The sequence below is a fragment of the Pedobacter sp. W3I1 genome (assembly GCF_030816015.1).
In the GTDB taxonomy this organism is placed as follows: Bacteria; Bacteroidota; Bacteroidia; order Sphingobacteriales; family Sphingobacteriaceae; genus Pedobacter.
Genome location: NZ_JAUSXN010000001.1, coordinates 4529120 through 4555706 on the forward strand (window position 1 = coordinate 4529120; position 26587 = coordinate 4555706).

The following is a 26587-nucleotide window of genomic DNA, read 5'->3' on the forward strand; positions in this document are numbered from 1 at the left end:
TGTTATACTACTTTAAAAGGCTAGTTAGTTAGATATTTCACTGCAGTAAAATAAATAAATGCCATGATATCGCACTTAAGCGACGGCTTTAGGGAATTTTGAGTAGGGAGCGTCATAGTTAATCGTTTTAGTAGATAAGATGACCCTAATATAGTTTAATTTCTTAAAAAAAGAAATTTTTTTGCTACAAAAAAACTTTTGGAAAACTAAACCCAAACCTTTGTTTTGGTAACAGCCAAAATCTGTAAAACTGTGATACTTGCAGGTTTTGTATTTGCATCGCTTAAAAAATTAAGAATTTATGGTTCTTCCCCATTTTCTCTGAAATATGCAGTGTAGATTATAAAAAAAAGCGCCTCAATCCTGAAAGCGCTAGTTTAGATAAAAAGTGCAGACCCTATAGGTTTGCAGCGCGAAAATAGAAAATAGCTCCGAAATAGAGGAAGCTTAGTCAAAAAAATTATTAATTAATATCCCTGTCTTGCATACAAACTGTCCTGTCAGGGACAGACGCGGCATCCTTTTGGAACAAAAGATACAGCAGATGGCCCGGCCCGCGGGGAACGCCAAAAACGATCCAAGCCGTTTCTTAATACTAACCAAACCACACCCATTTTACCGACACAAACAAACAAACAAACAAACAAACCTTTATCAGCCATCATAAAACCAATTATAGAAATGAATATGAAACTGTTTATCGAGATAAGAACAGTTGTTCCATAGATGACCGGATTATACCAATAGCGAAAATCAAGGGAAAAATACGGATACGGCAATAAAAAGTATGGCAACATTGCCGTTCTGGCCAATAGCCTGTAAATATGAAAACTACTTGTTTTTATTCCAGGTGTTTATTAAGTTTAATAAACAAACCTTTATGAACCAGAACCCCATTGTATTATACATAGACGCCAACAACAATCACAGCTTTCTGAGCTATACCCAAGATCCAGATAAGATTTCTAAAAATATCAATCATTTTGGAGAAGAATATGCCCAAGATATAGAAATACAAAAATCTATCTACACCGATGATGTCGTAAGCATAAACATTGTTGGAAAATACATTTGCATTTTACATACAAATACAGATTTCCAAAGGATGCTGCTTTTTGATTCTATGGCTATTTCGGATGTGGATATGGTGGAGACTTTTTTATCCAAACTATACAATAGCGCGTTATCTGACGATTTCTTATACAAACTTGAATATCTAAAGTCTCATTCTTCCCGGTCTTTTTATCCAGTTTTGTTAAGCAGTAATATCCCTTCTCCTGAATAAAACTTCATGTCAATTTCGTATTTCCCATTTGACGCTTTTACTTGTGGACCTACAAAGAATCTAGCCCTGGAAAAACTTAAGCCGACAATCCGGTATTCTAGCCCCAAATTCGCAAAAAACGGTTGTTCCATTAAAAAATTTACCCTAATCAGAATTTAGCTCTTCTGGATCACGAAACCACGCAAGGACGCCATTTTACTACCCCAGAACCAGACATCGCAGTAATCATATTTTACCTGTTTCCATCCCTTTCCTTCAACTCGATCTCTCCTAAAGCCTTGACCGCCGCATCAAAGCACAGCACCAGATTCCCATGATCCATCCAACTCCTGCGCCGATCCTATTTTAAAAAACTAAATTGATTAAATCACCTTTGATGTTTAAATTTGTTTAAAAGCGACCGGAATACCGCATGTATTGAATAAACCGGATTTGAAATGATGCCCCATCAAAATTTAATTAATTGACCATTATTGTCGGGAGAAGACTCAAGTTCAGATCCAGGAAAGACCAATATAACAGAAAGAGGCCCGATAAATCCATGGACAGATCAAATTAAAAGGACGGTCAGGCGAATCAGAACCACTTCTAAGGTAAGACCTAATTTGCAGAAAAAGCCTAACCGTTCAAGATGGGGTTAAAAAAGACTGGAAAATTACCAATATTGAATAAATCGGATAGAAATATGCCCCATCAAAATTTAACTGATTGACCATGATTATCGGGAGAAGACTTAAGCTCAAATTAGGAAAGACCAATAGACCAGTAAGAGGCTCGATAAGCTCATGATCAGATCTAATAAAAAGGCGGCCAGGTGAGTCAGCGGTATTCTTAAAGATAAGACCTAAAGTGAAGTAAACGGCCTGACCGTTAGAGAGTGGGGGCTAAAAAACAATCGCCTATGAATACCTTGAATAAAACAAAAAAATATGTCTATTTCATCGGAATTGACATATCAAAAGAAACCCTGGATATCGCCGTCATGGTTCAGGGATCTATTTTGATCCACAATACCATCCCCAATGAACCAAAAGCGATCAAAGACCACATGATGCACTTGAAAGCTTCTTTCAAGTTTACTGCCAGAAATGCTGTCGTTGGAATGGAAAATACCGGTATATACAGTAACCATCTGATCAAAAAACTGGAGACACTTAAAATCGATACCGTTGTGGATTCGCCTCTTCATATTAAAAATTCCATGGGCACAGTCAGGGGCAAAACCGATAAAAAAGATGCAGAAAGAATCGCGCTGTACCTCTACAAATCCAGGGATGTATTACGGTTAAGATTGCCAAGCGGCCAATCCTCGAACAGCTGGGCAGTCTGTCCGCTTTGAGAAAGCGGTTACAATCGCTTCATATCGCGATGCGGGTACCCTTAAAAGAGAATACAGGCTTTGTGAAGAAAGGCCTGATCGAACAGAACAACAGGCTTTGCTCCAGAAGTATCGATGCACTCAGACTGGATATAAAGGATGTTGAGGATTCAATCGAGGCGACATGGAAAGCGGATGAAGAAACAAACCGGCTGATGACCTTAATGCAGTCAGTGCCCTGTGTCGGGCCCGTGGTCGCCCTGGAAATCCTCATCTGCACCAACGAATTCAAAAACGTAAGGACCATTAAACAGTTTGCATCTTACGCCGGAATAGCGCCCTTCCCTTATAAATCGGGAACCACAGTCAGTAAGAAAACCCGGACATCAAAAATTGCCAATAAAAAAGTGAAAGCGCTTTTACATACCTCAGCTGTCCTGGCCAGAAGGTTTATCCCGGATATTAAGGCTTACTATCACCGTAAAATGGATATAGAGGGAAAACACAAAATGTCAGTACTCAATGCAATCCGATTAAAGATCGCTGCACGGGTATATTCCTGTGTAAAAAACAATAGATTGTATGAGAAAAAGTATGAATACAAACCTTGCACAGATCTGCACCGGCCGCCTTGACCAGCCAAGATCAATCAACCGATCTAGTATTATCCAAAGAACTATTAAGTTTATGGCCAGCCAAGCTGTAAAATAAAACCACGGATATCCATCAGGGCTGGATTTAATCTTGGGCAAAATATTAACAGCTCGGCTTAGAGATGCATTTTTTCTACTACGCCGACTAATAGCGTACATACAAATAAGTTAATCACCACGCTATAACTTGCGACAAAGCCCCCCTGATATGTTCAGTCCAGAAACTGGTCGGTCACGTAACCTGAGGAAGTTTGCGGATCAATAATAATTGCCTCCAAAATATGCAAACTATTTGTTTTTAAACAACCGGTTTATTAGGTTTAAGAAACAAATCTTTATGAACCAGAATCCAATTGTATTATACATAGACGCCGACAACAACAATCACAGCTTTCTGAGCTATACTCAAGATCCAGATAAGATTTCTAAAAATATCAATCATTTTGGAGCAGAATATGCCCAAGATATAGAAATACGAAAATCTATATACACCGATGATGTAGTAAGTATAAACATCGTTGGAAAATATATTTGCATTTTACATACCAATACAGATTTCCAAAGGATGCTGCTTTTTGATTCTACGGCAGTTTCGGATGTGGATATGGTTGAAGCTTTTTTATCCAAACTATACAATAGCGCGTTATCCGATGATTTCTTATTCAAACTTGAATATCTAAAGTCTCATTCTTCCCGGTCTTTTTATCCAGTTTTGTTAAGCAGTGATTTCCCTTCTCCTGAATAAAACTTCATATCAATTTCGTATTTCCCGTTGACGCTTTTACTTGCGGACCTACAAAAAATCTGTCCCTGGAAAAAACTCCCCGCCGACAATCCGGTACTTTGGTCCACATCCGCAAAAACAGTTGTTTATTAAAAAATCACACCATTTTGTAGCCCTGCCAAAATGATTATCTTCATGCATGCAAACCAAAAGCCCTCATCTCTTTCGTATAAACCCCGCTTTTAACCGCATTTTTTCTGTCGGTTTTATTTAATAACAACTATAAAGAAACAAAACCGAGCCTGTTCCTCCTACTCCGGAAAAGTCTTTCCAAAAGCATTTACCGTAATCTCTTGTAGGTATATTTCTTTTGCTCAATCGAACTACCACATTCTTCACCTGTGGAACCGGTAGCAGAATAAGAATAATACATACAGCACCAGGAAACATCAGATCATAATAATTCCGGGCAGTCAGCGTGTTTTGTCAATTGACTTATAGCTATGTTACTGCTCACGGATTAGTAATCACATAACTCGGCAGATAAGAGTTCAATCGGCTATTGTTTTGTAGCTTAACATTTTCTTTGAACGCGGAACGGGCGGCCATTTTTACCGAAATCCCCTTCCGTAGTACCCGCGCAGTTTAATTTTGCTTGTCTAGCTGCTCGTTAATCATCCTTTTCACATCTTCATTTTCCGGGAAAGCTGTGAATTTTTTAACTAATACGCCTTCTTTACTGAAAAGTAGATATGATGGAATTGCCTCGAAACCAAAGAATGTCATCACATACATCCACTGTACGTCGTTCAGATAATAATGTTCGTTACCTATCCCTTTAATTTTCTCTTCCCAGAGGTTACGGGGTGACGAACTGTTTGTTAGATATACAAATACAACACTTTTATCATGAAATCCAGTTTTTGTCGTCCGAAACCGCTGCATTGCTTCCAGGCAAGGACCACACCATGTTGCCCACATGTCGATCAGTATGACTTTACCTTTATGTTTGGAAACAATACTTTCAATAATCCTATCTGCCGCAATTTTAGATACATCGTTGATAACTACCGGGGATTTGAATTTATCCAGTTCAGTAACCTGTTGATTTTTCCGCAATAGTATTCTTGCGATTTCCCCGTTCTTCCAATATTTCGAAATATTTTGTTTCTGTCTTTCGCTTAACGGCCTTAATTCTTCGGTTAGCTGTCTGCCATAAGCATTTGCGGCTAAAACATCATAGTATAAGCCATCTTTAAAACCGACTAAGTCTGATAAAATAATTTTTGTCTTTAACAGCCAGGTGGAGATATCGGTTTCACCCATTTTGGGAATTGCTAAGGTTTTGTTAAAGAGAACTTGTTTTTGAAATTCAAGGAATGTAGGACCATACAGATATTGTGGGTCATCAAGCTTTAGTTCCTTCAAAAAACGGTAATATGATCTGTCAATCTTTTTGATAACAGGATTCTTGTCTTTATCGCCATTTGTAATACTATAATTGGCCATCATCGCTTTGTTATAATCAAATACTGCCCCTTTATAAAAAAATAAGCGAAAATCATTTTCCAATACGCCTTTTAATTCTTTTGATATCAACTTATCATTTTTTACAACCGCTAATATTTCTGTTAATTGAGATTTGGCATTCTCCAGGAAATCGTCCGTACTTTTATCATATAGTGGTTCCACTTTCCTGGCAGGTGGATATTCAATCATTTTGCGAATAAGACCGTAGTACCGGGTCATATCATTTTGATCCATACTCGGATTAACAGTTATACTTTCCATATCTGAATCTGAGTTGTAAGCAATATCAAGGTGAGTAATATCTCCGCTCTTCAATTTAACAAATAGAGGTTTCCCGGGATTTAAACTTGTGGAAAAATGTATGTAAGAAACCGTTGTTTCAACATCAGCATCAATGGAAAAATTGCCTGACCTGTCAACGAGCGCTTTATATTTGATAAACTCTCCTGAAATCGGATGGGGAACGGTAATTTTCACGAATGCGCTGTCTAAATTTACTCCATCAGGAACCGTTAACCTTCCAGTTAATTTTGCTGTGCCGAATACTATTTTCGGTACATCAACTATTTCACTAACAGACTGTTTACATGACAGTAAAAATAATAAGCTGAATATGTAAAATAGATTTGATTTTAGTACTTTGAACATAGCGATATTGATTGAATTCTAGCAGACTTTCTCCAATCTGCTAGAATTTATTAGTTATTAACATCAGGTCCACATCACCAGGTTGCCTACAGCTTGCACAAAAAAAAATGCAGGAAGCTGAAACTACCTGCACTTTAACTCAAACCGTAGAAAGGATTATACCAACTTAACATTAACGGCGTTTGGCCCTTTTTTGCCATCCTGAATATCGAATGTCACTTCGTCATTCTCCCTCACATCATCCTTGAGACCCGAGATATGAACAAAAAACTCCTTGCCGGTCCCCTCTTCCACTACAAATCCAAATCCTTTTGATTCATTAAAAAATTTTACTTTACCTGATGCCATAATAACTGTTTTTCTTTAAGATGTTTATTATTATGCAAGTTATTAAATAAGTTGTAAAGTTCACAGCCCGTGTCGTCTTTAGGATGTATATCTCCTATCCGCTGTCAGCCGGTTCCCAGTTCTTCGGTATTTTTTCCCTGACAGTTTCCACACTTCGTAGCAAATTCCTTAAAACCAGCCTCCCGCTCCCCACATATCCTGTCCGCCATTTCCCTTCAATTGGGCTCGAAACTTACTAAATTGTTAAGCCCTTTTTTACGCTACTCAAGGTCTTGTCTTTTTAACTATAAAAAAAATGAGCACATTAGCATAAATAAAACCAGACATGAAAGCAAAGCTTATTGTACTTCTAGCTGCCCTTGTTCTATCGGCTGTAAAAACCTTTGCAGGCTGGTACGATACCTATAACTATGCAGGATCCATTGGTGCATATCCGGTTACCTTATCGTTCCAGTTAAAAGAAGGCTATTTTGGTGAAACTGCTAAAAAAAGCTATAATGTTATTGGCGTTTATAAATACGATAAATTTAATAATCCCATAAGGATAGAAGGAATCTTTAACCGAAATACCCATGAGGTTACAATCTATGAATACGGCACCAATAATAAGGTTTTTGCTACTTTTCGCCTTGATTTTACATCCCATAAACTCACTGGCATCTGGAACGGTGGTAAAAGCAGACTGAAGGTGGCGCTTCAGCTTGAAAACAGGCTAAGCGATATCTCTGATGAGGAGTTTGACAATATTGAAATCCTTCAGTTACCAGCGCTGGTTAACTATTACTTTGTTGGTGTTTATGCAAAAAAAAGCCAATCTACTGAAGCACACATGCGTGCATTAAAGATCATCAGTAAAGAAAACGGCAAAACAATTCAAACGCTCAAATTTGACAGCATCGAAACACCTACAGGAAACCTGATGACCATTATCTTCGATAACATTACAATAGGAAAAGGCAATAATTTCCTGATTTCCAATCAGATCGGCAGGGTCGGCGGATACCTCACGGTAGATTTCAACCCAAAAACCAAGCAGTTTATCCTAAATCCGAAACCCGTTGCAGAAGGTGTTAATAGTGGCGGATAGCCTGAATGTCCATGATTTTAGCAACGCTGGCTCCAGCCCTATCCTGAAAGAGCTTGCCATTAAACTAAATAACGGCAACAAAAGCGAAGACAAAACAGTCTTCACAAAGAAGTATTTAAATTGGTCAGATTTGTTTGTCTATCAGCCCGCCAATTGGTAAGGAAGGGTACTGTCTTCACCATAAAGAAACCCCACAGTGTGTTCCTGTTATTTCATTTTGGTAAGTGCAGATTTAAGATCCGCTATTGCATCATCTGGATCCCCTTCAGACGCAAAGATCTCCGCTACATCCATATCTTTGCCATATATTACTGCATTTGAAGCCACATCAATCTCAAGCGATGCGCCGTTGACAGAAAGACCAGCAAAAAGCCCCTTACTACGGGAATAGGAATAAACCTCGGCATCGAGTTTGTAATCCGTATTTACTGCAGAGCTCCGTCCGACGGGACCTGCCGCGACAGAAAGATCACCTCCAAGGGTAAAGCTGCTTTTCTTTATTGCAGTCAGACTATTGGCATGGGTAAAAACAAGCACAAGTTCAGTTGACTGCACACCCGCCTGCAGACCCACACTTCCCCCCGTAATAGTTACAAATACAGGATTGCTCCAGGAACCATCTGCCCTTTTCACCATGGCAATGCCCCTGCCGCGTTTCCCTCCTATTACAAAACCAGCATTGATCAGCTTGGGCACAATAACAATACCCTGGGTAAGCTCAAGCAGTTTTGAGGGAATGGATTCTTTCATTTTCCCAAAACCGGAAAGCACCTGCGCCGAAGACTGTATTCTTTTTTGCTCCTTGTTCTGCGCAAGAGCTGATGAAGGAAGTAATAATGCTGCGCAGCAAAGCACAGCGAGGTTGATCATGATCAAATTGATGGTGTTCATATGCTAAAAAATATCCCGGTCGCTACTAAGGCTGACCTGCTCCTGTAAACCTTCGGAGCTGCAATATTATACCTTTTATTTCTTTTCCCACCCCGTCTGCAGGTAAATTACGCTGCTGTGAGAAATCCCCACAAAAGCATCATCATTAAACGGAGATTTTTGTGCACCTACTGATTTAGCGAAGGTAAAGCATCGGTTAAAGCAGATGTTTTTTTTTAACCATTCCAGTTTAAGTTAATTAGTTTTTGATCTAACCATAATGGTAACAAGCTTTTTATCTATACCCTGTAAAACAACGAGAAAACAAGCGCTTTACCCATCAACACAGCGCATTGATCGGGAAAGCTCAAAGCCCTTCCCGAAGAAGCAATCAGTTTCTATTAGCTAAGAACATGCACTGATCAATATCTCTATTTTGAGATTTCAAACAGTTGTCAGGGAACTACGGACCATGCTGATCAGCATCAGCCTCGAGGATACACCGGATGTTAATTCTATGATGTAAGCTTTCTTGAATTACTTATCGTATATGCCTCTTAAAAAATCTTTTAAAGAAATAGGACTTCTGCCTAGTAATTGTTTAACATCACTTTTATTGGTGTCGAATTCTCCTCCAGCTATCGCTCCAGCGAACCTTGACAGATACGCTGCATCATCGTCAGGAATCCCTTGCTGTACAAGCTGCGCAACATATGATGTTACGTCAATCTGGTTGTAAGCTATCGTTGTCCCTGTGATTTCTGATATTAGGTCAGCAATCTCCGCGAAGGAGACAGCGGTCTCTGAAGCGATGACATATTCTTTGGTTTCATGCCCAGTAGTAGTCAGTACAACTGCTATTGCTTCAGCCATTTCCGTTATCGGCAAAAAAGGTGTTTTACCATTTCCGGCAGGGATGGAAATACCTTCATCCAACATATTATTTCCGGAAATAATGGGAATCATGTCAGCATACAGTGTATTATCCATTAAAGTATAAGGTAAAGCGATCTGTTTTAGATAATCACTTGTGTCTGCATGGTATTGAACATCTCCAACCATTATACTTCGACGCAAATCTTTCATATCAAAACTGGTATAAATGATATGATTAACACCGGATGCCTTTGCAGCATTAATTACGTTTTTATGTTGCTCAAACCTTTGAGCTATTTCCGCTGAAGAAGATATCAACAGTAGCTTGTCCACATCTTCGAAGGCACTTTTTAAAGACTCAAAATTCTGATAGTCGCCAATCCTCACCTGGATGCCTTTTGACTTAAATTCTGCCGATTTAGATTCATCTCTCACCAATGCTGCAATATTGTTTGCGGATATGCCTTTATTCAATAAAGAATTTATGGTGGCCCTGCCTAAATTACCAGTTGCACCTGTTACTAAAATCATAGTTTTTGTTTTAAGATAAATAATCAATTACTTTTGTTAGGCAAAGAAACTGAAATCAATACTATAAAATACCCTATCTCATTAGTAACAAAATAAAAAGTGGTAACCTTAAAGTAACAAATGGAAAATAACTTAAATCATGCTTACTGTCCTGCCATAGAAACGATAGCGCTGATCGGAGGACGTTGGAAAGTGATTATTTTGCATGTGCTTTCCAAGCATGCCAGGCGTTTTGGGGAAATTAATGTTCGGGTACCCTCTATATCAAGAAAAGTATTAACTGAACAACTAAGAGAACTTGAAGCCGATGGCTTAATTAGCAGGAAACAGTACAAGGAGCTTCCACGGAAGGTAGAGTATGCACTCACCGAATATGGGGAAAGCCTTTGCCCATTGTTAGCGTACATAGCAGCATGGAACAAGGAAAAAGTTTAGATAATTAACTCAAAATACTATAACAATCTCCAGTCAAATGCACATTTGCGATTTCAGTAATCAAATTGTACAATAGATTTGATTTCGAAAGAACGCGATCTGTAACGATGCCAAGGTCAGAGACCCTGCCATCATTGAGTATTAAACTTGACATTATCAAGTAATAATTTTCCAATTCTTATTTTAACTACCAAAGTAGTTACTACAGTAAAAAACAGGAATTAGTGTATTATATTACGACTGATCGTCTACCGAACGTAATTCCTTTATTTTTTCGATTCCTATTTCATCCATCCACTGTTCAAAGCCTGTTAGCTTTGGCATCCAGGAAGATATAAATCTGTAATCGATGGGATCATAACCTTCCTTGTCGATCATTTCAACCAATTTCGCAAATGTTTCACTTTGTTGATAAAGTATTGCTAACGGTACTTGTACGAATTTGATTGGTTGGTTCAACTTCTCCTCCAATAGGTTTAAAACTTGTTTCGGTGTAAATAGTTTATCTCCGAAATCAACTGTTTTGCCGTTGAACGCTTTATAATTCTGAAATATTATTCGCGCAAAGGTTCCAATATCATTGGTAGCAACCCAGGAGATTGCCTTTTCTTCAGGTAAGGGATTGACAAACTTATCTTCTGCTAATCCGAAACTTGGCAAAAGTAGATTTTCCATAAAAGAAGCAGGTCTTATTACTGCCCCCTGTAAATTACTTTCTAACAAGTATTTTTCGATTGTAAACTTAAATTTTGGTCTGAATAAATTCTGCTTATCCGATCCAAGAACCGATGAATAAAGGACAAATTTAACGCCTTGTTCTTCTGCTAATTTGATTGTTCGCATGCCGATTTCTGCTTCTTTCTCATCCGATTCTCTGCTGGAAACCCATACAGGGGGAAGGACTAAATAAAGTCCATCGACTTTTTTAAATATACCACTTAAATCTTCAATGCCTTCCAAATCGCCTTTTACCAAAATTGCTCCTGCTTTTTTTAAATCGACGGCTTTTGAAGATTGAGGATTTCTGGTAAGTGCAAACACCTCAAAATTGTTTTTTAGCAATTCATATGCTGCGGCACTACCTTGCTTTCCGGTTGCACCTGTGACTAATATTCTTTTCATTTTAATATTGTTTTAAGCAAATTTAGTTTCCTTATGTAGTAAATTTGTGGTTACTAACCTTCAGGAAAGTATGATGGATAAAAAGATAAAACCTTGTATAGAAAATGAGAAAATCTTAAAACAAAGATTTTTGGCCTTGAGAGACACCTTAGATTTATTAAGTGGAAAATGGCGTTTCTGTATTCTTTTAAACCTACATTATTATGAAAAATTACGGTTTAAAGATTTCTTTGAGGTATCCGAAGGCATCTCCCCGAAAGTATTAAGTTCTGAACTTAATACGTTGGAAGCTCATCAGCTGATCCAAAAAAATATTGAATATACACCCACGCAAGACATCACTTACTATGTCTTAACGCAGCACGCTCAAGAAATCTGGACCGTCTTGAATACACTAATTGAATTTGGACTGTCCAATCGTAAAGAAGTGATCAAATCACTACATTAAGATAAAAATTAACTTGAACCAAAATTTCAAATTTCTTCCGATTTACACAGAAATTCAAAAATCATCGAATTGATTAGGATCCCAACAATCACATCAAGCTACGAAGCAACATCGAAATCATAAACAGCGTAAAATGATATCTGTAATGTGATCAATCTCTGTTTCATTTATGGAAGCAAAACCAAACCGAAGCGCGTTATATCTTGCATTAAAATTGTCAAAGATTTGACCGTCATTAATAAATAAGCCCATTTTCGAGGATTTTAATGATATATTTTTTAATGGATATTTACTATTGAAAATCGTCCAAAGTGCTAATCCACCTTCAGGCTTGGCAAAAGAAACAACGTCCTTTAATTTTTCATCCAGTGAAGCGCATAAATAGTCTCTTCTATGTCCGAAAATCTTATTAACCTTTTTTAGATGCCTGGCCAGGTCTCCACCTTCTATCATCGCTGCAAGCGAATCTTCCATTATATTATCTCCTTTTAACTCTATTAACTTTCTTAAATATATGGCCTGCTCAATGAAATCTGAGGCTGCAACCATAAACCCGATCCTGATGGAAGTGGAAAGCGATTTCGAAAAAGAACCAACATAAATCACCCTGTCTGGATGAATGCTTGCCAATGGCAAATACGGAGATGAATCATATTGAAATCCATAGTCATAGTCATCTTCAATAATAGAAAAATTGTATTGTTCAGCAATATTCAATATGGAAGAACGTCGTTCCGGGCTTAAGGTCACCGTGGTGGGGTAATGATGATGCGGTATGAGATACAACGCGCTGATGTAATACTTTTCACAGGCTTCTCTGATAAGTTCATCATCTATTCCGTCACGATCAGTCGGTATGCGGATAATATTTGCGCCAAGGTGTTCAAACACATAATTAGCTACATGGTATCCGGGTTCACCTACAATAATGTAGCTCCCGCGTTGAAGCAGTAAACTGGCGGCTATGTAAATGCTCATTTGAGCACCATGTGTAATAAGTATGTTTGGTAAATCAGCCTGTATGCCCCTTGTTTGTGCAAGATAGCTTGTCATTGTTTCTCTTAATTTTAATGAGCCGGGAGCTAACGTAATTGCTGGCTTTTTACTTACATGCTGCTGTTTTAAACGCCGCAGGTACTCTCTGTTTAGCAAGTGCATCGGTGCCAGCCTGGAATCCGGATGTCCGTCATCAACGATAAGGCTTGGATTAGGGGCAAGTGAATGTGGATGAAATTCTTTGGTTGTTTCGATTTTAAGAAACGGACTTTTTATTTTGCTATTGGATACATACCCGTTTGCGGGAACTCCCCATTGTTTTACACCGCCCCTGGGCAATTCCCTGGCTATGTAATGTCCATGTTTAGCCACGGCAACTAACCATCCCTGCGCAATCAGCTCACTATAAGCGGCAATAACCGTTTTGCGGTGAATCTTGGTCATGCCAGCCATAGACCTTGTTCCCGGAATCTGGTCCCCTTTTTGAATTACGCCATCTTTAATAAGGTTGATCACCCCATCAACAACCTGCATATAAGCCGGCCGGGATAACATTTTATCGATTACAATCAGCGTTTCAAACGGAAGCATGTGGACTACTATGTATTTGTTTTCTGGATGCCAAATATAGTCCATTAAACATATAGTTTCGCATTAGCAAATCAGTTGTTAAACAAGACATATGGATCATAATATTTTGAAGAATTATAAACATTATTTAGCCGCGATATTAGCTTTTTCAATTTGGGGGTTCTTCAGCCTGGTGTTAAAGCCATTACACGCTTACGCCCCGTTAGATATCCTCTTTTATCGCGTTTTTAGCTGCGCTATAGTTATGTCAATGATTTCATTACTTTTTAAAAGGAAAAGTTTCTTGGATAATTTGCGACTGCTGAAATCTTTGCCGAAAAAGAAACGATCGATAATTATTGGCCTAAACGTTGGCGGCAGCATCTTTTTGACAGTCAATTGGTTTTCTTTCATTTATGTGATGAACCATGTAAGTGTACGCGCTACGTCTGTAGCCTATTTAGTATGCCCCATTTTAACAACGTTACTTGCCTTTTTCCTTTTGTCGGAGCGATTGACCCGATTACAATGGTTCTCTGTAGTGCTAAGCTGTTCCGGATGCTTATTGCTGTCATATACCAACATAAGCGATATGTTTTTTAGTATAATAATTGGCCTTAGCTATGCTCTTTATATGATCAGTCAAAATAAAAATTCCGGATTAGACAAGTTTCTCGTACTTAATTTTCATATACTTTTATCGGCTGTCTTATTAGCTTTTTTTTACCCGGCATTCTCCGGCCCAATTCCCTCAGACTTTAAATTTTACTTTTATGTAGAGATCATTGCTGTCATCTATACAATCGTTCCCTTGTTTTTAAATCTATACGCCCTTAGCAGGATCAGTTCGTCAAAAGTGGCAATGATATTGAACATCAATCCAATAATCGCGTTTATTTTAGCGGGAGTGGTCTATCACGAACCATTAGGTCTTCTGCAAATAGTTGCATACGCATTGGTTTTCACGGCCGTAATCATTTTTAGTATCAGCAAAACTTCCAGTGCAAACACTTGATTAGGTTTAATAATAGACTTCAGAATATACTGTGAACTACCCTATGAGTGTGCAAACATTACTATGCTGCCCATGTTTCTGCTCAGCAGATCCTTCTTCGAACGCTCTTATGATGGCCATATGGCGGCCCTGACTGAGAAGGAATTGTATGAAATTTAGCTTTTGTTACTTAACTGCTAAGGGGTACTGGCGACTACAGAAACTTCAATGTTTGCCTGTTTAACAAGGTCCTTTACAATCACACACGTTCGTGCGGGAAAAGGTTCGCTGAACTGCTGCATATAGATCTCATTGAAAACATCAAATTGTTCAAGATTTTTTAAGTAAACGGTTACGTTAACAACGTGTTTAAGCGATAGACCATTCTTTTTCAGAATCATTTCTACATTTCCTAGTGCATTCCAAACTTCATCCCTGAAAGCGTCTTTACCCTGAACAACAGAATTTAAGCCTAGTTGACCGGAAACAAACAGGAGTCCACCTGCTTGCACCGCATCACTGAATGTTTTTTTTGCTTTTACGGGTTGTTGAGCAAAAGCCTGTAAGCAAAAGAGGATCAAGGTTAGTAATAATGAGGGATATTTAATTTTTTTCATTGTTGATTGCTTAAAGTCCATATTTACTGATTAGAGCTATAAGGGAAGCCATTGCTGCAGCACCAAGTTCAACCTCTCTTATATTTATTTTATCGTAAGTGTCAAGTGCGCTATGATGAATATCGAACAACCGCTGGTCATCGCAGTCCAGACTGATCAACGCTTTGGCTTGGTCTTTCATTGGTGCCAGGTCGATTCCTCTATGACCTGAATGTAATTCTGCTGCTTTATAAGGGATGAACAAGGGCGTCCAGGCCTTCATTTTTTCATTTACTTCCTGACTACCTTCTACCCTGAAGCCCCTGGGCGTAAACCCTCCGGCATCCGATTCCAGGACAGCAATGTGTGTTTCTGCGGCTGACTTAGCCTCCTGAGCATACTTAAGCGCGCCATGGGCTCCTGACTCCTCATTCATATACAAGATTGCACGGATCGATCTCTCCGGTTTTTGACTGCTGTTTTTAATTAAGCGAAGGACTTCCAGCGTTTGTACAAAGCCAGTTCCATCATCGCTGGCACCCTCACTCAAATCCCAGGTGTCGATATGGCCGCCCACTGTGATAAATTCATTGGGATACAGGGATCCTTTGATTTCTCCGATTAGGTTGTAACTTTTAACATCGGGCAATTGTATGCAGTTCATTTCTAAGCTATAGACAAGATCAGGATTTCGTTTAAGCTCATGACTCAATAGATCAGCACTCTTCGTACTCAGTGCTGCAGCAGGGATTTTTTTCACATCAGGATCATAACTCATGGCGCCTGTATGTGGAACTTCGTCTATAGCTAAGGTCATTGACCTTACCAGGGCACCTACCGCTCCACGCTTTCCTGCTTCGATGGCTCCTCTTGCACGCTGGTCTACAACAGCAAGATATGCCTTAAAAGTTTCGATTTCTTTAGGATCCATAGCCCTGTTGAAGAAAACAAATTTCCCTTGAACATCTCTATCTTTTAGATTCGTTAATTCGGCCCAGCTGTTTACCTCTACTACCTGTGCTTTTAACATTCCTGCTGTACCAACAGATCCTCCCAGGGCACATACATACATTGGGAATTTCCTTCCTGATTTGGAGATAAAAAAAGATTTCTCCTTCTTGCCTCTCACCCAATGTGGTACAGTAACCTCCTGGAGATAAACACGGTCCGGAGCGATCTCCTCCATCTTCTTCTTTCCCCATTCCACTGCCTTTTGGGCATTTGCAGATCCGGAAATTCTTGATCCGATTTTCGATGTTAGATGATAAAGATTTGGGCCAACCTTTCCACCGGTGAGGGCATTATCATAAATTTTTCTGATCATTAGAGAATCCGAACTTAAATCTTGTTGGGCAGAAAGTTTACCGATAGCTCCAAAATAGATATAGGATACAATCAGCACGAATTTTAAGCTCCATCGTGCTTGAAGTGTTTTGATTTGCAATATCATGAGCTGTTTTTGAGAATGAAACAATTATTGGCCTACCCCCGTACTGGTGTAATTCACAGGAAACCAGGAATAGCCTTTTCCATTCGGACGAATATGCCCTATCCCGGGAAATGAAAGATGATCCGCTGCAATCCAGTATTTTCCTTTTGCAGCTTCAGAAAAGGCTTGTTTTCGGGCCTTGGCAGCACCTTTGGGATCTACGTCATAGACAATTGTAACATCGGGATCTGAAAACTGGACTGCCGCAGAGTGCAGAATATCTCCCCAGAACATAATCTTTTCACCCTTACTACTTACCTGATAGAAGCTATGTCCGGGCGTATGTCCGGGACTGGCTACCGGAAGTATTCCTGGAAAGATCTCGTTGCCGTAGGCAAAAGTCTTCACTTTACCCGCCTTAACGTAGGGCATCATCTTCAGTGTTGCCTGTTGGAAGTAAGGCTTCATTTCCTTAGAAGCTTTGATATAATTCTCGGGGGTTAGCCAGAAATCATATTCCTGTTTACTCACGTATACTATCGCATTAGGAAACACTCTGCGATCTCCATCCATCAATCCACCGGTATGATCGGTATGGATATGTGTAATCAGGACTGCATCAACATCCTCAGGTTTATAACCTGCTTTTGCTAAACTGGCTGGAAGATGACCTAAAGAAGGGCCATATAATTCCGAAGTTCCCGCATCAACCAAAATCAGCTTACCGGCCACCTCAAAGAGATAAGCGTTTACAGATGCTTCAACAATGGGTTCCTGAAAATTAAGACCTGTTAGCTTTTCTACCTGTCCTGGTTTAGTGTTGGTAAGTAACTTAGGAAGATCCTGGGGAATCGTTCCATCAGATAATGCAATGATATCGATATCGCCAATTTGCATGTGGTAATAGCCAGGCTGTTTTAACAGTTTTGGTGTAGGCTGCGCTAAGGAAGTCATAAACGAACCTGATAACAGGGCAAGCGTTAATAGATTTTGAAATAGTAGTTTTTTAGAATTGTAGTACATTTTTTTTATTTTTTGTTGTAGGCAAAGTTATCGCTGTATGATCGCAGCTACAAGTACGCACTCCATTATTGCATAGGGTGAATTTTATCCCTATACACATTTAAGTGCGTTTTTATTATCTTTGATCTTATTGATAATACAGAGAGATGTACGAGCGAAAAATCCCAAAAAACCTGGACTGCGGAATGGGTATGACTATGGAAATTATTGGAGGCAAATGGAAACCCTGTCTGATCCTTAACATACACAATGGCGCCAAAAGGCCGAGCGAACTTCAGCGGCTCAATCCACTTGCAAGTCGGAGAGTCCTTACTGTACAATTGAAAGAATTAGAAGAACACGGTATCATCAACCGAATAGTGTATCCCGTTCTTCCACCAAAAGTGGAATACTTCCTTACTGATCTTGGCAAGTCACTGCTTCCGATGATATTATTGATGGATGAATGGGGTGCACAATACCTGTCAAAACCGGAGGAATTGCCTAAGCTCAAAAAAGTTGTTTAGACTTGAATCTTCTTTTGCGATTAACGCCATCTTGGTCTTCCCCTTTTAGGGGTATACACCTAAAGTTTTATAGATGAGCATGAATAATGGTCATATGGAATACTACACAAATTGTTGAAGTTCGGCGTTCTATCCGGTTTTTAACGTCAGGTCTTTCCGCCAAACTATATCAGAATGAAAATCTATGGTGATAACCAAACATTGATTCAACACAATAAAAATTGTGGATTTGATTTTCTAGGGATTAAAAACCAGTTTTTCCTGAACTTTGATAGATGAGCTGACAAGGCAACACAAATAAGCTGAAGAATAACGAAAATCGTTTTCATTCTAACTAATTGGTTAAAATCCGATTTGCAATCCTGCTGAAGCGTAGGGCGATGACCGGAAAGCGTATCCTTTATCCTGAAAAATAGTCTTTAAACTTCTGTCGTTAATTTGTGCGGTGCGGGTAGCGTTTAATCCGACAGTGATGGGTATTGTAACACGCTTCCCTAACTTTATTTCCGGACGCAACCCGAAGACAACATATTGATGAGTGAACATTTTATTTTTTCCTTCTTGTTCAAGTAAAGCCATTTGGCCATTGACCTCCATGACCAAATTTAGTCGTAAATTTTTATTGACATTGTAGCCGGCTGATACATCAAGACCGTCTTTTAATGAAACATTTACAGAATAACGTCCTGCTGTTCTCCAGTTCAGGTAAAAAGCCGGAAATAACATGGGAAACCCAAAAGAGTTATTGAGCGCAAGACCACCACCCAAATCGAGATTTGGTCGTAAATGACGAATAAACACCACACTAACGCTGCCTAATACATTCCTGAACCCCAATTGAGACAGATTTGTACTTGGCATAAAGACCCCGCCGCCTATCCCGGCTTTAAGCGACCACCTGTCATTCAAAGGCCGCTGGTAATTAAGACTTACGCCGATATTGAGGATCTCATCGATAACCAGAGGTTCTGTGAAGTTCCTGTTATTAAGCTTAACATATGCTCCGCCGGCACTGACAGACCACATCGTAGGGCGATTTAACGCATTGAGACTCTTGGACAAAGGAATGTTGATCCCTGCTTGATAGACCATGGCTGAACCTTTACTGTTTCCTATTTTCTGGCTGGAATCGCCTTGTGTTAACTGATACGCGGATGTTCCGAAATATTCGGTCTTGAAAAAAACCTGCGCACTGCTGTTTGTAGAAGCAATAACTATCATAAACACACCAATCAATAATGATCTCATCGTTTTTTTTAATTTAAAAGTTTTCAATAAAATAGGACGTTTTCAACGTCTGCTGGAGCAAATATCATCCGGGAGAGCAGCTGATTGGAAATAGTTTTGACCGATGGTCGTTTAACTTTGACGCCTGGTAACCAGTGTTTAAATTATACCGTTAACTTTGTAATATGACCCTTTTAAAAAACTATGACCGGTTCGTTATCCTGATATGGGTATTTCTGACCATTGTTTTTTGGTTTCGGTATATACCAGATTCTTCGATGTTAGAAGGTGGTTTGCTGGCATTGTGTATAATGTCATGTTTGTACCCATTTACAACTTATCTAAGCAAATCCTTGTTGCAAAAAGCAATGAGGCAAAAGAAGATGCTTCTGTTTGCTGGACAGTTTTTTCTGGTGTCAGCGATATCTGCTATGTTCATTCCCGCCATTCTTCATGGGTTTCTTTATTTGGAAGAAATTGGCTTTTTCCCATCATCCCAGCTATTATTAAGTAGAAGTCTGTTCAGTATTATGTACATCAATGCTCTTCTGGTAGCGCTATTCGTTAATTTCGGCTTTTGCGGACTGCGGTTCCATGAGGAGAGCATGAAGATGCATGAAACATTGGTTGAGTCCCAGTTACAGATACTTCAGCAACAGATCAGCCCTCACTTCATGTTCAATGTACTGAACCACATCAATATATTAATGCAGGAGGATGTGAACTTAGCCTCTTCGTTGTTAATAAAATATGCTAAAATTCTTCGTTATCAACTAAATAGTGAGAAAAACAGAAAGGTGACCATAGAACAGGAAGTACAATTTTTAAAAGACTTTATTGATATAGAAAATCTCAGATGGGGAGATGAACTGATCATTAATTGTTCCTGGACAGTTGACGATAACCAAAAGGAATTCCCTCCTTTACTATTGATAACTTTTATAGAAAATGCCTTTAAACACGTATCCCGGTGCATTACAGAAAAAGCTTATGTAAATATCCATTTTGAGCAAATCACTAATTCAATTTGTTTGGAAATTGAAAACTCCAAATCGAATATCCATTTGGAAAAAGACAGTGTTTCAGGGTTGGGGCTAGAAAACGTAAAAAAACGTCTTGATATTCTTTATGCGGACAACTACAAATTGATTATAAAAGACTTGGAAGCTATCTACTACACGAAACTGATTATCAAAATATAGCATTATGGCAGAAGTATTATCAAAACAATCAAGTAGTCAACCATTGAAATGTTTAATTGTGGATGATGAACCGGTCGCCATTAAAGGGGTTGTTAACTTCATTAATCAGTTGGACTTTTTGGAAGTCGCGGCAACCTGTACCTCTGCAATGAAGGCAGCAGAGATATTGAAAGCTAAAGACATTGATCTGATGTTTTTGGATATAAACATGCCCATGTTATCAGGATTGGAGTTTTTGGAGTCATTAGATAAGGCCCCACTGACCATATTGACCACTGCTTATTCGGAACATGCGCTGGAAGGCTTCAGGCTGAATGTTGTAGATTACCTGATGAAACCTTTAGAGTTTCAACGTTTTTTCCAGGCGGTCAATAAAGCACTGGACCTTTTTCAGTCCCGTATTGTGGTGCAAAATAGTAAGGAGGGCTCTGACTCCGATCTGTATATCCGGCAAGGGGATACTTTCCAGCGGATCATCTGGGAGGATATTTTATTTGTCGAAGGAATGCAGAATTATCTAAAGTTGCATTGTAAAGAGAAGACATTTATTATTCATCAAACCATGGCTTCCCTGGAAGACATGCTATCAAAGGAAGCGTTTTTCAGGATACATCAATCATATTTGATCAACACCCATAAAATTGACGCCATTTCAGGAGCACGGGTTTTTATTGACGGGAAACAGCTTCCTATCTCACGCCACAGAAAAGAAGACTTGCTCAAAACCGTAGTGTACGTTAAGTTGATTAGTAAGTGATCGAAGCACTTCATATTATTCCTTAAAAACAGGTATTAATATTTCGTCTACAAGTGTTTCAAGGCGTTTATTGTCAATGCCCTGCATCCGCACTAAATTTTCTATACGAATCAAATCAAAAGGCAGCATTAATGTGACACCGCTTGTTACCTTAATATTTTCACCTCTTGATTTAGCATTTTTTAAAATCGTTTTCATCGCTTCGACAAATTTATTAACAGCCTTAGTATGGACTGGTGGTTCTCTACTGTTGTCTTTGTCCTGCAATCTGATATAATAATAGTTAATTATAACTTCCGAACCGATCTCATCGTAGACACTTTGGCAAATGGTAAGCAGCTGGTTGAAATCTCCCCGCAAACTTCCCGTATCTTCCAACTTGTCAAGGAACTCACCATCAAAAAGTTTTTTGGCCTTATAAGTATAAATATCCTGTAACAAATCAAACGTTGTTGGCCACCGGCGGTATAAAACGCTCCGGCTGGTTTTTGCAGCTTCTGCTATCTGTCCAAAAGTCAGATTGGTATGCTTAACCTCATTCATCAGTTTGAAGGTAGCATCAAACAAGCTTTCCATAAGCTCATCCCCACGCCTTCTAATGCTTTTTTGCTCATCCATAATATAAATTAAAAACAAATTTAAAAAAATAATTAGATACAATTTGGATCTAATTAAAAAAACAATATATTTGCTATAAGATACAAAATGTATCTTATTAATTTTATAACGATGCAAAAACCTGGTAATAAAAAGGGAGACGCCTTAGATCCCCTCAGTGATTTTTTTAACAATCATCATGATAAGCTGGTATGTACAGCCAATAAACATGGGGTGCCTAATGTCTCGATAATGGGTACACCCAGAATTATGGAAAGTGGAGATATTGTATTCCATATTAGTGATCCTATTTCGGTGACAATGGATAACATGAGGGAAAATAAAGAAGTCGTGTTTATGGCGTACGTGCCTGGCGAAAGGGCAAGGGATTATCATGGCGTAAGAATCTACACAGAAGTTACCGAAATCACTAGCTCTGGCGAAAAGTTCGGGCTTATCAAAGAAAAAATCAGCGAACGGTTTGGTAAGGATAAAGCCGACGAGTTACTCGCTTCGATAACCTGTCGTGTAAAGAAAGTTCGACCGGTGGTTGATAGGGGTCAGCAATGGAACGAACCCTATGTAATTTTTAAGCAGATGATGACGAAAGCAAGCACTTAGACGGATCCTGGACTAACAACAACATGGTATGTATCGGATGCTGTTACGGCTTTTGAGATTTATCGTCAAAATAATTCAGGACATAGCGTCATGCTTGCGTATGATTTACATCCGTCTTCTTCTTAAAGACTCTCGGGAGGGGCATAATCCTTACTTAACAACCTAACAGAATGAAAATGCTTAGAAATTTGGTTAATTATTTGCTAGTGCCAACGCTGTTATGTATCAGCAGCAATAGTGTGGCACAACAAAAACATACCGTAAGCGGTACCATAAAAGACCGCAAGAACGGTGAATTGATGATTGGTGTGACTGTTAGAATCGAGGGAAACCTTTCGGTCGGAACAGCCAGCAATGAATATGGGTTTTATTCCCTGTCTTTACCCAAGGGGAACTACACTTTGATCATCAGCTATATCGGCTATGATGAACAGCGTCAGTACGTTCAATTGGAAAAAAATGTGAGGATAGACTGGCTACTCGAACAGGCCATGGAAGGCAAAAACAGTTTACAGGAAGTTTTGATCTCAAGCGCAAAAAAGGATAAAAATCTTTCCAATGCTCAAATGGGCATGGAAACACTTGACATCAAGAAAATAGAAAAACTTCCTGTGCTGTTCGGTGAAAAAGATGTCATGAAGACCCTTCAACTTTTACCGGGTATTAAAAGCAGTGGAGAAGGAAATAGCGGATTTAGCGTGAGGGGCGGTGCCACTGATCAAAATCTGATTCTGCTTGACGAAGCTCCAGTTTATAATGCATCGCACCTGCTCGGTTTCTTCAGTACATTCAATAGCGATGCGCTTAAAGATGCGAGTATAATCAAAGGGAACAGCCCGGCTCAATACGGTGGACGACTTTCATCAATTATGGATATTAAAATGAAGGACGGCAATAATCAGGATTATAATCTGACCGGCGGTATCGGTTTGATCAGCAGCAGGCTCAGTGTGGAAGGGCCGATCCAAAAAGATAAATCATCCTTTATAGTCTCCGGAAGAAGAACTTACGCAGATCTGTTCTTGAGGAGTTCTGAAGATTTTAAAGACAGTAAGCTTTATTTCTATGACCTGAACATTAAAGCTAATTATGAAATAAATCAAAACAACCGTGTTTATCTTTCAGGATATTTCGGGCGTGATGTTCTGGGATTTGGCGATACTTTCGGAACCGACTGGGGAAATACTACTGCGACCTTCAGATGGAATAGCGTAGTTAATAGCAAGTTGTTCGCAAACACTTCGTTAATTTACAGCAATTATGATTACAAGCTGAACTTTAAGAGCAGCGGCAATGATTTCGGCCTTAATTCTCAGATTAAGGACTGGAATTTTAAAGAAGACTTCTCCTGGTTCGCAAATACCAAACATACCGTTCGTTTTGGCCTGCAATCCATTTATCACACCATTGCGCCAAGCAGGGTTTCGGGCACAAGTGTGAGCAGTTATCCTAAAAGTACACGGTATTCCTTGGAAAATGCGCTTTATATAAATGATGAATATAAAGCCACCGATAGGTTATCCATCAATTACGGCCTTCGACTTGCTGCGTTTACGGTCATGGGAGGAGATACATATAATACCTATAACAATGGCGTGCTCACTGACAGCCTGACCCTCGCTAAGGGCAAACTAGGAAAAACATATGTGAATCCCGAACCGCGAATTACGGCAAATTACCGGATCAATGATGTCAGCAGTATAAAAGCCGGCTATTCCCGCAATACACAGAATCTTCATCTTTTAAGCAACAGCAGCGGCGGCAGACCTACCGATCAGTGGATCGGAAGCAGTTACGCCGTAAAGCCCGAAATTGCCGACCAGGTTAGTATTGGCTACAGCAGAAATTTCCATGAGAACAATTACGAAGTGAACGTTGAAGGGTATTATAAACAAATGCAAAACCAGATCGATTACAAAAATGGTGCTGATATCACCTTCGATGCTGCTAAGGATATTGAAAGCGAACTGCTCTTTGGTAAAGGCCGGGCCTATGGATTTGAGCTGATCGCTAAAAAGAAAAGTGGAAAGCTCACCGGATGGATTTCTTATACCTTATCAAAAACCGAGCGCAAAATAGATGGCATCAACAATAATAACTGGTACAATACAAGCCTTGACAAAACCCATGATGTGTCTGTTGTTGCAACTTACCAACTGACTCCCAGGTGGTCATTATCCGGGTTGTTTCTATATAGTACCGGAAACGCGGTGACATTTCCGACAGGAAAATATGAGTTGAACAATGAGACGGTATTCCAGTATAGTGAACGCAATGCAGACCGCATGCCAGCATATCATCGCCTGGATTTGAGTGCCACTTACGAATCTAAAAAGAAAAAACGCTTCCAGAGCTCCTGGACATTCGGCCTGTACAATGTCTATGGCCGTGAGAACGCCTATACCTTTTCTTTTGAAGACGATCCAAATAATCCCGGCACTACGCGCGTGATGCAAACCTCCCTTTTCCGTTGGGTTCCCAACATTACCTATAATTTTAAATTCTAATTTATGAAAAAGCTATTTTATTTGACCTGTTTGATTATTCTATTCGCCAGTTGTGAAAAAGAAGTCGATCTCGACCTTGACAACAAAAGCGGTACGTTAGTAATTGAAGGGAATATTACTGATCAACCAGGACCGTATTATGTGCGCCTTACCAGATCTGTTCCATTTACAAGTACTAATCAATACCCGCCTGTTACACATGCTTTCATTACCATCACCGACACGCAGGGACAAACTGATACCTTGCAGCACATAGGTGAAGGGCGTTATCAGACCAGTAATCTGCATTCGGTTCCGGGCCACACTTATAATCTGCTTGTGAAGACAGCAGATATCAGTTATACAGCACAGAGTACGATGCCCACAGCGGTTGATCTGGAGAGCCTGCAGCAGGACCCGGTTAAAATGGGTGGCGATACCACTTATAATATTCTGCCAATTTTTAACGACCCCGCTTCTTTAGGCAATCGGTATTTCTTTGTCCTGACCGCCAACGGGCACACCAAAAAAATCTTGCAGACCATTTCCGACAACGTCAATAACGGATTGGTTAACCAAAGAAGCATAACTACTTCCAGGGAAGAGGATGATAAAATCAAGGTTGGAGATCGCGTTAATGTAGAAATGCAGTGTGTTGATGAACGGATGTACAACTATTATACTGCCCTGATTCAAATCACAGCTGATCGTGGTCCAGGTGGCAGCGTTACGCCAGCTAATCCGCCGAGTAATATTAACTCCGGAGCGCTGGGATATTTTTCTGCGCACACGACCAGGTCGAGCAACATCGAAATACGATAGTTATAAAATGATGCCACTGTCAGATAAGTAACTTTTTCAATTATTACTGGACGCACTAGCCAGTAATAGTTTAACAAAACATGAACGCAGGGACGTCAACAAAACAACATGGGTGAACTTAACCTTATTTCGATGCTAACATCAGCTCAGGTATATCCCTGTCTATCAGAAACAATAACTTTTTTTTGACATAAATATAAAATATGAAAAGGGAAATCAACTTCATGCTGCTGCTGGGCATTTTGGGATTGGCTAATATCGGTTTTAACATCTTCACGAACTGGAACATCAAAGAAGAAAATTATTCCATTGAAATAATAGGCACTGAAATCCATGGAACTTTTTCAGGCTTAAAAGCTACACTAAATTTTGATCCGGCACATGCTGAGCAGGATGCCTTATGTGCATCTATCGATACGCACAGCTTAAGTACCGTTTTTTTTCTAAAAACAAGACATGCCTTTTCAAAGGAAGCATTGGACGTCGAAAAATATCCTACGATCGTTTTCCAATCGGATGCCATTACCAAAAACGGTAATCTGTACGAAGCTACTGGTAAACTGACTGTAAAGGATGTGACTAAAAGAATCATCATATCCTTCACTTTCAATGGGACCGATGTATCCCGCGCCTTTAAAGGGAGTTTTAAAATATCTCCCAAAGAATACCATCTGACATGTAATGGAACGCCTGAAAAAGTGCCGCTAGCACTCCATATACTCGAACCCGTATTGAATTCCTATACGTTTTCGAATGATCTGGCGGAATTAGCAACGATGAATGAGTCTTTAAATAACACTGATCGTGGACGGGATTTAAGTGGAATACAAAGGAAGTGTACAGATCAAGAGATTACTATTTTAAATAGACGTTAATAACAAAAAAT

Annotated in this window: 26 protein-coding genes; 15 read left to right on the forward strand and 11 right to left on the reverse strand. The window is 39.4% G+C overall.

The window, feature by feature from the left end:
• Positions 1 to 787 precede the first annotated feature (787 nt).
• The 4 genes from QF042_RS18455 (at position 788) to QF042_RS18470 (ending at position 4001) form a co-directional block, all read left to right on the forward strand.
• The gene (locus QF042_RS18455; protein ID WP_307531110.1) at positions 788 to 1285 is read left to right on the forward strand and encodes a hypothetical protein; all 498 of its coding nucleotides are present in this window, start codon (positions 788 to 790) and stop codon (positions 1283 to 1285) included.
• Between the two features lie 901 nt (positions 1286 to 2186).
• Positions 2187 to 2624, forward strand: a complete 438-nt coding sequence (locus QF042_RS18460) for a transposase (protein ID WP_307531112.1) — start codon at positions 2187 to 2189, stop codon at positions 2622 to 2624.
• Between the two features lie 29 nt (positions 2625 to 2653).
• Positions 2654 to 3238 carry an IS110 family transposase gene (locus QF042_RS18465; protein WP_307531114.1) on the forward strand — a complete coding sequence of 195 codons (585 nt, stop codon included), beginning with the start codon at positions 2654 to 2656 and terminating at the stop codon, positions 3236 to 3238.
• A 355-nt stretch (positions 3239 to 3593) separates the two neighbouring features.
• Positions 3594 to 4001, forward strand: a complete 408-nt coding sequence (locus QF042_RS18470) for a hypothetical protein (protein WP_307531117.1) — start codon at positions 3594 to 3596, stop codon at positions 3999 to 4001.
• 624 nt (positions 4002 to 4625) lie between these two features.
• Here the strand turns inward: QF042_RS18470 and QF042_RS18475 are convergent.
• Positions 4626 to 6158, reverse strand: coding sequence for a TlpA disulfide reductase family protein (locus QF042_RS18475; RefSeq protein WP_307531119.1), 1533 nt, complete (start codon positions 6156 to 6158; stop codon positions 4626 to 4628).
• Positions 6159 to 6314: 156 nt separating this feature from the next.
• A complete protein-coding gene (locus QF042_RS18480; RefSeq protein WP_131527623.1) occupies positions 6315 to 6506 on the reverse strand; it encodes a cold-shock protein in 192 nt (63 codons plus the stop codon).
• Between the two features lie 325 nt (positions 6507 to 6831).
• Between QF042_RS18480 and QF042_RS18485 the strand changes: the two genes are divergently transcribed.
• Complete coding sequence (locus QF042_RS18485) at positions 6832 to 7593, forward strand: hypothetical protein (RefSeq protein ID WP_307531122.1); 762 nt, start codon at positions 6832 to 6834, stop codon at positions 7591 to 7593.
• 207 nt (positions 7594 to 7800) lie between these two features.
• Here the strand turns inward: QF042_RS18485 and QF042_RS18490 are convergent, their stop codons facing one another.
• On the reverse strand, positions 7801 to 8484 hold the full coding sequence (locus QF042_RS18490; RefSeq protein WP_307531124.1) for a lipid-binding SYLF domain-containing protein: 684 nt from the start codon (positions 8482 to 8484) through the stop codon (positions 7801 to 7803).
• Positions 8485 to 9000: 516 nt separating this feature from the next.
• A complete protein-coding gene (locus QF042_RS18495) occupies positions 9001 to 9870 on the reverse strand; it encodes an SDR family oxidoreductase (RefSeq protein WP_307531126.1) in 870 nt (289 codons plus the stop codon).
• Between the two features lie 120 nt (positions 9871 to 9990).
• Between QF042_RS18495 and QF042_RS18500 the strand changes: the two genes are divergently transcribed.
• Complete coding sequence (locus QF042_RS18500) at positions 9991 to 10305, forward strand: helix-turn-helix domain-containing protein (RefSeq protein ID WP_307531128.1); 315 nt, start codon at positions 9991 to 9993, stop codon at positions 10303 to 10305.
• Between the two features lie 234 nt (positions 10306 to 10539).
• Here QF042_RS18500 and QF042_RS18505 read toward each other — a convergent pair whose 3' ends face one another.
• Complete coding sequence (locus QF042_RS18505) at positions 10540 to 11427, reverse strand: NmrA family NAD(P)-binding protein (protein WP_307531129.1); 888 nt, start codon at positions 11425 to 11427, stop codon at positions 10540 to 10542.
• Positions 11428 to 11497: 70 nt separating this feature from the next.
• On the opposite strand from QF042_RS18505, the gene QF042_RS18510 reads away from it, so the two are divergent.
• On the forward strand, positions 11498 to 11875 hold the full coding sequence (locus QF042_RS18510; protein ID WP_307531131.1) for a helix-turn-helix domain-containing protein: 378 nt from the start codon (positions 11498 to 11500) through the stop codon (positions 11873 to 11875).
• A 117-nt stretch (positions 11876 to 11992) separates the two neighbouring features.
• Here the strand turns inward: QF042_RS18510 and QF042_RS18515 are convergent, their stop codons facing one another.
• On the reverse strand, positions 11993 to 13507 hold the full coding sequence (locus QF042_RS18515; RefSeq protein WP_307531133.1) for a PLP-dependent aminotransferase family protein: 1515 nt from the start codon (positions 13505 to 13507) through the stop codon (positions 11993 to 11995).
• Positions 13508 to 13553: 46 nt separating this feature from the next.
• On the opposite strand from QF042_RS18515, the gene QF042_RS26380 reads away from it, so the two are divergent.
• A complete protein-coding gene (locus tag QF042_RS26380) occupies positions 13554 to 14456 on the forward strand; it encodes an EamA family transporter (RefSeq protein WP_373459083.1) in 903 nt (300 codons plus the stop codon).
• Between the two features lie 176 nt (positions 14457 to 14632).
• On the opposite strand, the gene QF042_RS18520 is transcribed toward QF042_RS26380, so the two are convergent.
• Genes QF042_RS18520 through QF042_RS18530 form a run of 3 tightly spaced genes read right to left on the reverse strand, consistent with a single transcriptional unit; the run spans position 14633 to position 17483 of the window.
• Entirely contained in the window at positions 14633 to 15052 is a 420-nt protein-coding gene (locus QF042_RS18520) for a RidA family protein (RefSeq protein ID WP_307531135.1), read from the reverse strand.
• Between the two features lie 10 nt (positions 15053 to 15062).
• Positions 15063 to 16481, reverse strand: coding sequence for a M20/M25/M40 family metallo-hydrolase (locus QF042_RS18525; protein ID WP_307531136.1), 1419 nt, complete (start codon positions 16479 to 16481; stop codon positions 15063 to 15065).
• A 24-nt stretch (positions 16482 to 16505) separates the two neighbouring features.
• Positions 16506 to 17483 (reverse strand): MBL fold metallo-hydrolase, encoded by a 978-nt coding sequence (locus QF042_RS18530; protein ID WP_307531137.1) that lies wholly within the window; start codon positions 17481 to 17483, stop codon positions 16506 to 16508.
• A gap of 146 nt (positions 17484 to 17629) precedes the next feature.
• On the opposite strand from QF042_RS18530, the gene QF042_RS18535 reads away from it, so the two are divergent.
• The gene (locus QF042_RS18535; protein ID WP_307531140.1) at positions 17630 to 17989 is read left to right on the forward strand and encodes a helix-turn-helix domain-containing protein; all 360 of its coding nucleotides are present in this window, start codon (positions 17630 to 17632) and stop codon (positions 17987 to 17989) included.
• A gap of 342 nt (positions 17990 to 18331) precedes the next feature.
• Here QF042_RS18535 and QF042_RS18540 read toward each other — a convergent pair whose 3' ends face one another.
• The gene (locus tag QF042_RS18540) at positions 18332 to 19264 is read right to left on the reverse strand and encodes a DUF6268 family outer membrane beta-barrel protein (RefSeq protein WP_307531142.1); all 933 of its coding nucleotides are present in this window, start codon (positions 19262 to 19264) and stop codon (positions 18332 to 18334) included.
• A gap of 230 nt (positions 19265 to 19494) precedes the next feature.
• Here QF042_RS18540 and QF042_RS18545 point away from each other — a divergent pair, with 230 nt between their 5' ends.
• Both QF042_RS18545 and QF042_RS18550 read left to right on the forward strand, forming a co-directional pair.
• Positions 19495 to 20418: a sensor histidine kinase gene (locus QF042_RS18545; protein WP_307531145.1), complete on the forward strand. Its 924-nt coding sequence runs from the start codon at positions 19495 to 19497 to the stop codon at positions 20416 to 20418.
• A 4-nt stretch (positions 20419 to 20422) separates the two neighbouring features.
• Positions 20423 to 21175 carry a LytTR family DNA-binding domain-containing protein gene (locus QF042_RS18550; protein ID WP_307531146.1) on the forward strand — a complete coding sequence of 251 codons (753 nt, stop codon included), beginning with the start codon at positions 20423 to 20425 and terminating at the stop codon, positions 21173 to 21175.
• 15 nt (positions 21176 to 21190) lie between these two features.
• On the opposite strand, the gene QF042_RS18555 is transcribed toward QF042_RS18550, so the two are convergent.
• Positions 21191 to 21793, reverse strand: a complete 603-nt coding sequence (locus QF042_RS18555) for a TetR/AcrR family transcriptional regulator (RefSeq protein WP_307531148.1) — start codon at positions 21791 to 21793, stop codon at positions 21191 to 21193.
• Between the two features lie 111 nt (positions 21794 to 21904).
• Here QF042_RS18555 and QF042_RS18560 point away from each other — a divergent pair, with 111 nt between their 5' ends.
• From QF042_RS18560 to QF042_RS18575, 4 genes are all read left to right on the forward strand, one after another.
• Positions 21905 to 22393 (forward strand): pyridoxamine 5'-phosphate oxidase family protein, encoded by a 489-nt coding sequence (locus QF042_RS18560; protein ID WP_307531151.1) that lies wholly within the window; start codon positions 21905 to 21907, stop codon positions 22391 to 22393.
• 176 nt (positions 22394 to 22569) lie between these two features.
• Positions 22570 to 24900, forward strand: coding sequence for a TonB-dependent receptor (locus QF042_RS18565; RefSeq protein ID WP_307531153.1), 2331 nt, complete (start codon positions 22570 to 22572; stop codon positions 24898 to 24900).
• Between the two features lie 3 nt (positions 24901 to 24903).
• Positions 24904 to 25701, forward strand: a complete 798-nt coding sequence (locus tag QF042_RS18570; protein WP_307531155.1) for a DUF4249 domain-containing protein — start codon at positions 24904 to 24906, stop codon at positions 25699 to 25701.
• A gap of 203 nt (positions 25702 to 25904) precedes the next feature.
• Positions 25905 to 26576 carry a YceI family protein gene (locus tag QF042_RS18575; protein WP_307531157.1) on the forward strand — a complete coding sequence of 224 codons (672 nt, stop codon included), beginning with the start codon at positions 25905 to 25907 and terminating at the stop codon, positions 26574 to 26576.
• The last annotated feature ends 11 nt before the right edge of the window (positions 26577 to 26587 follow it).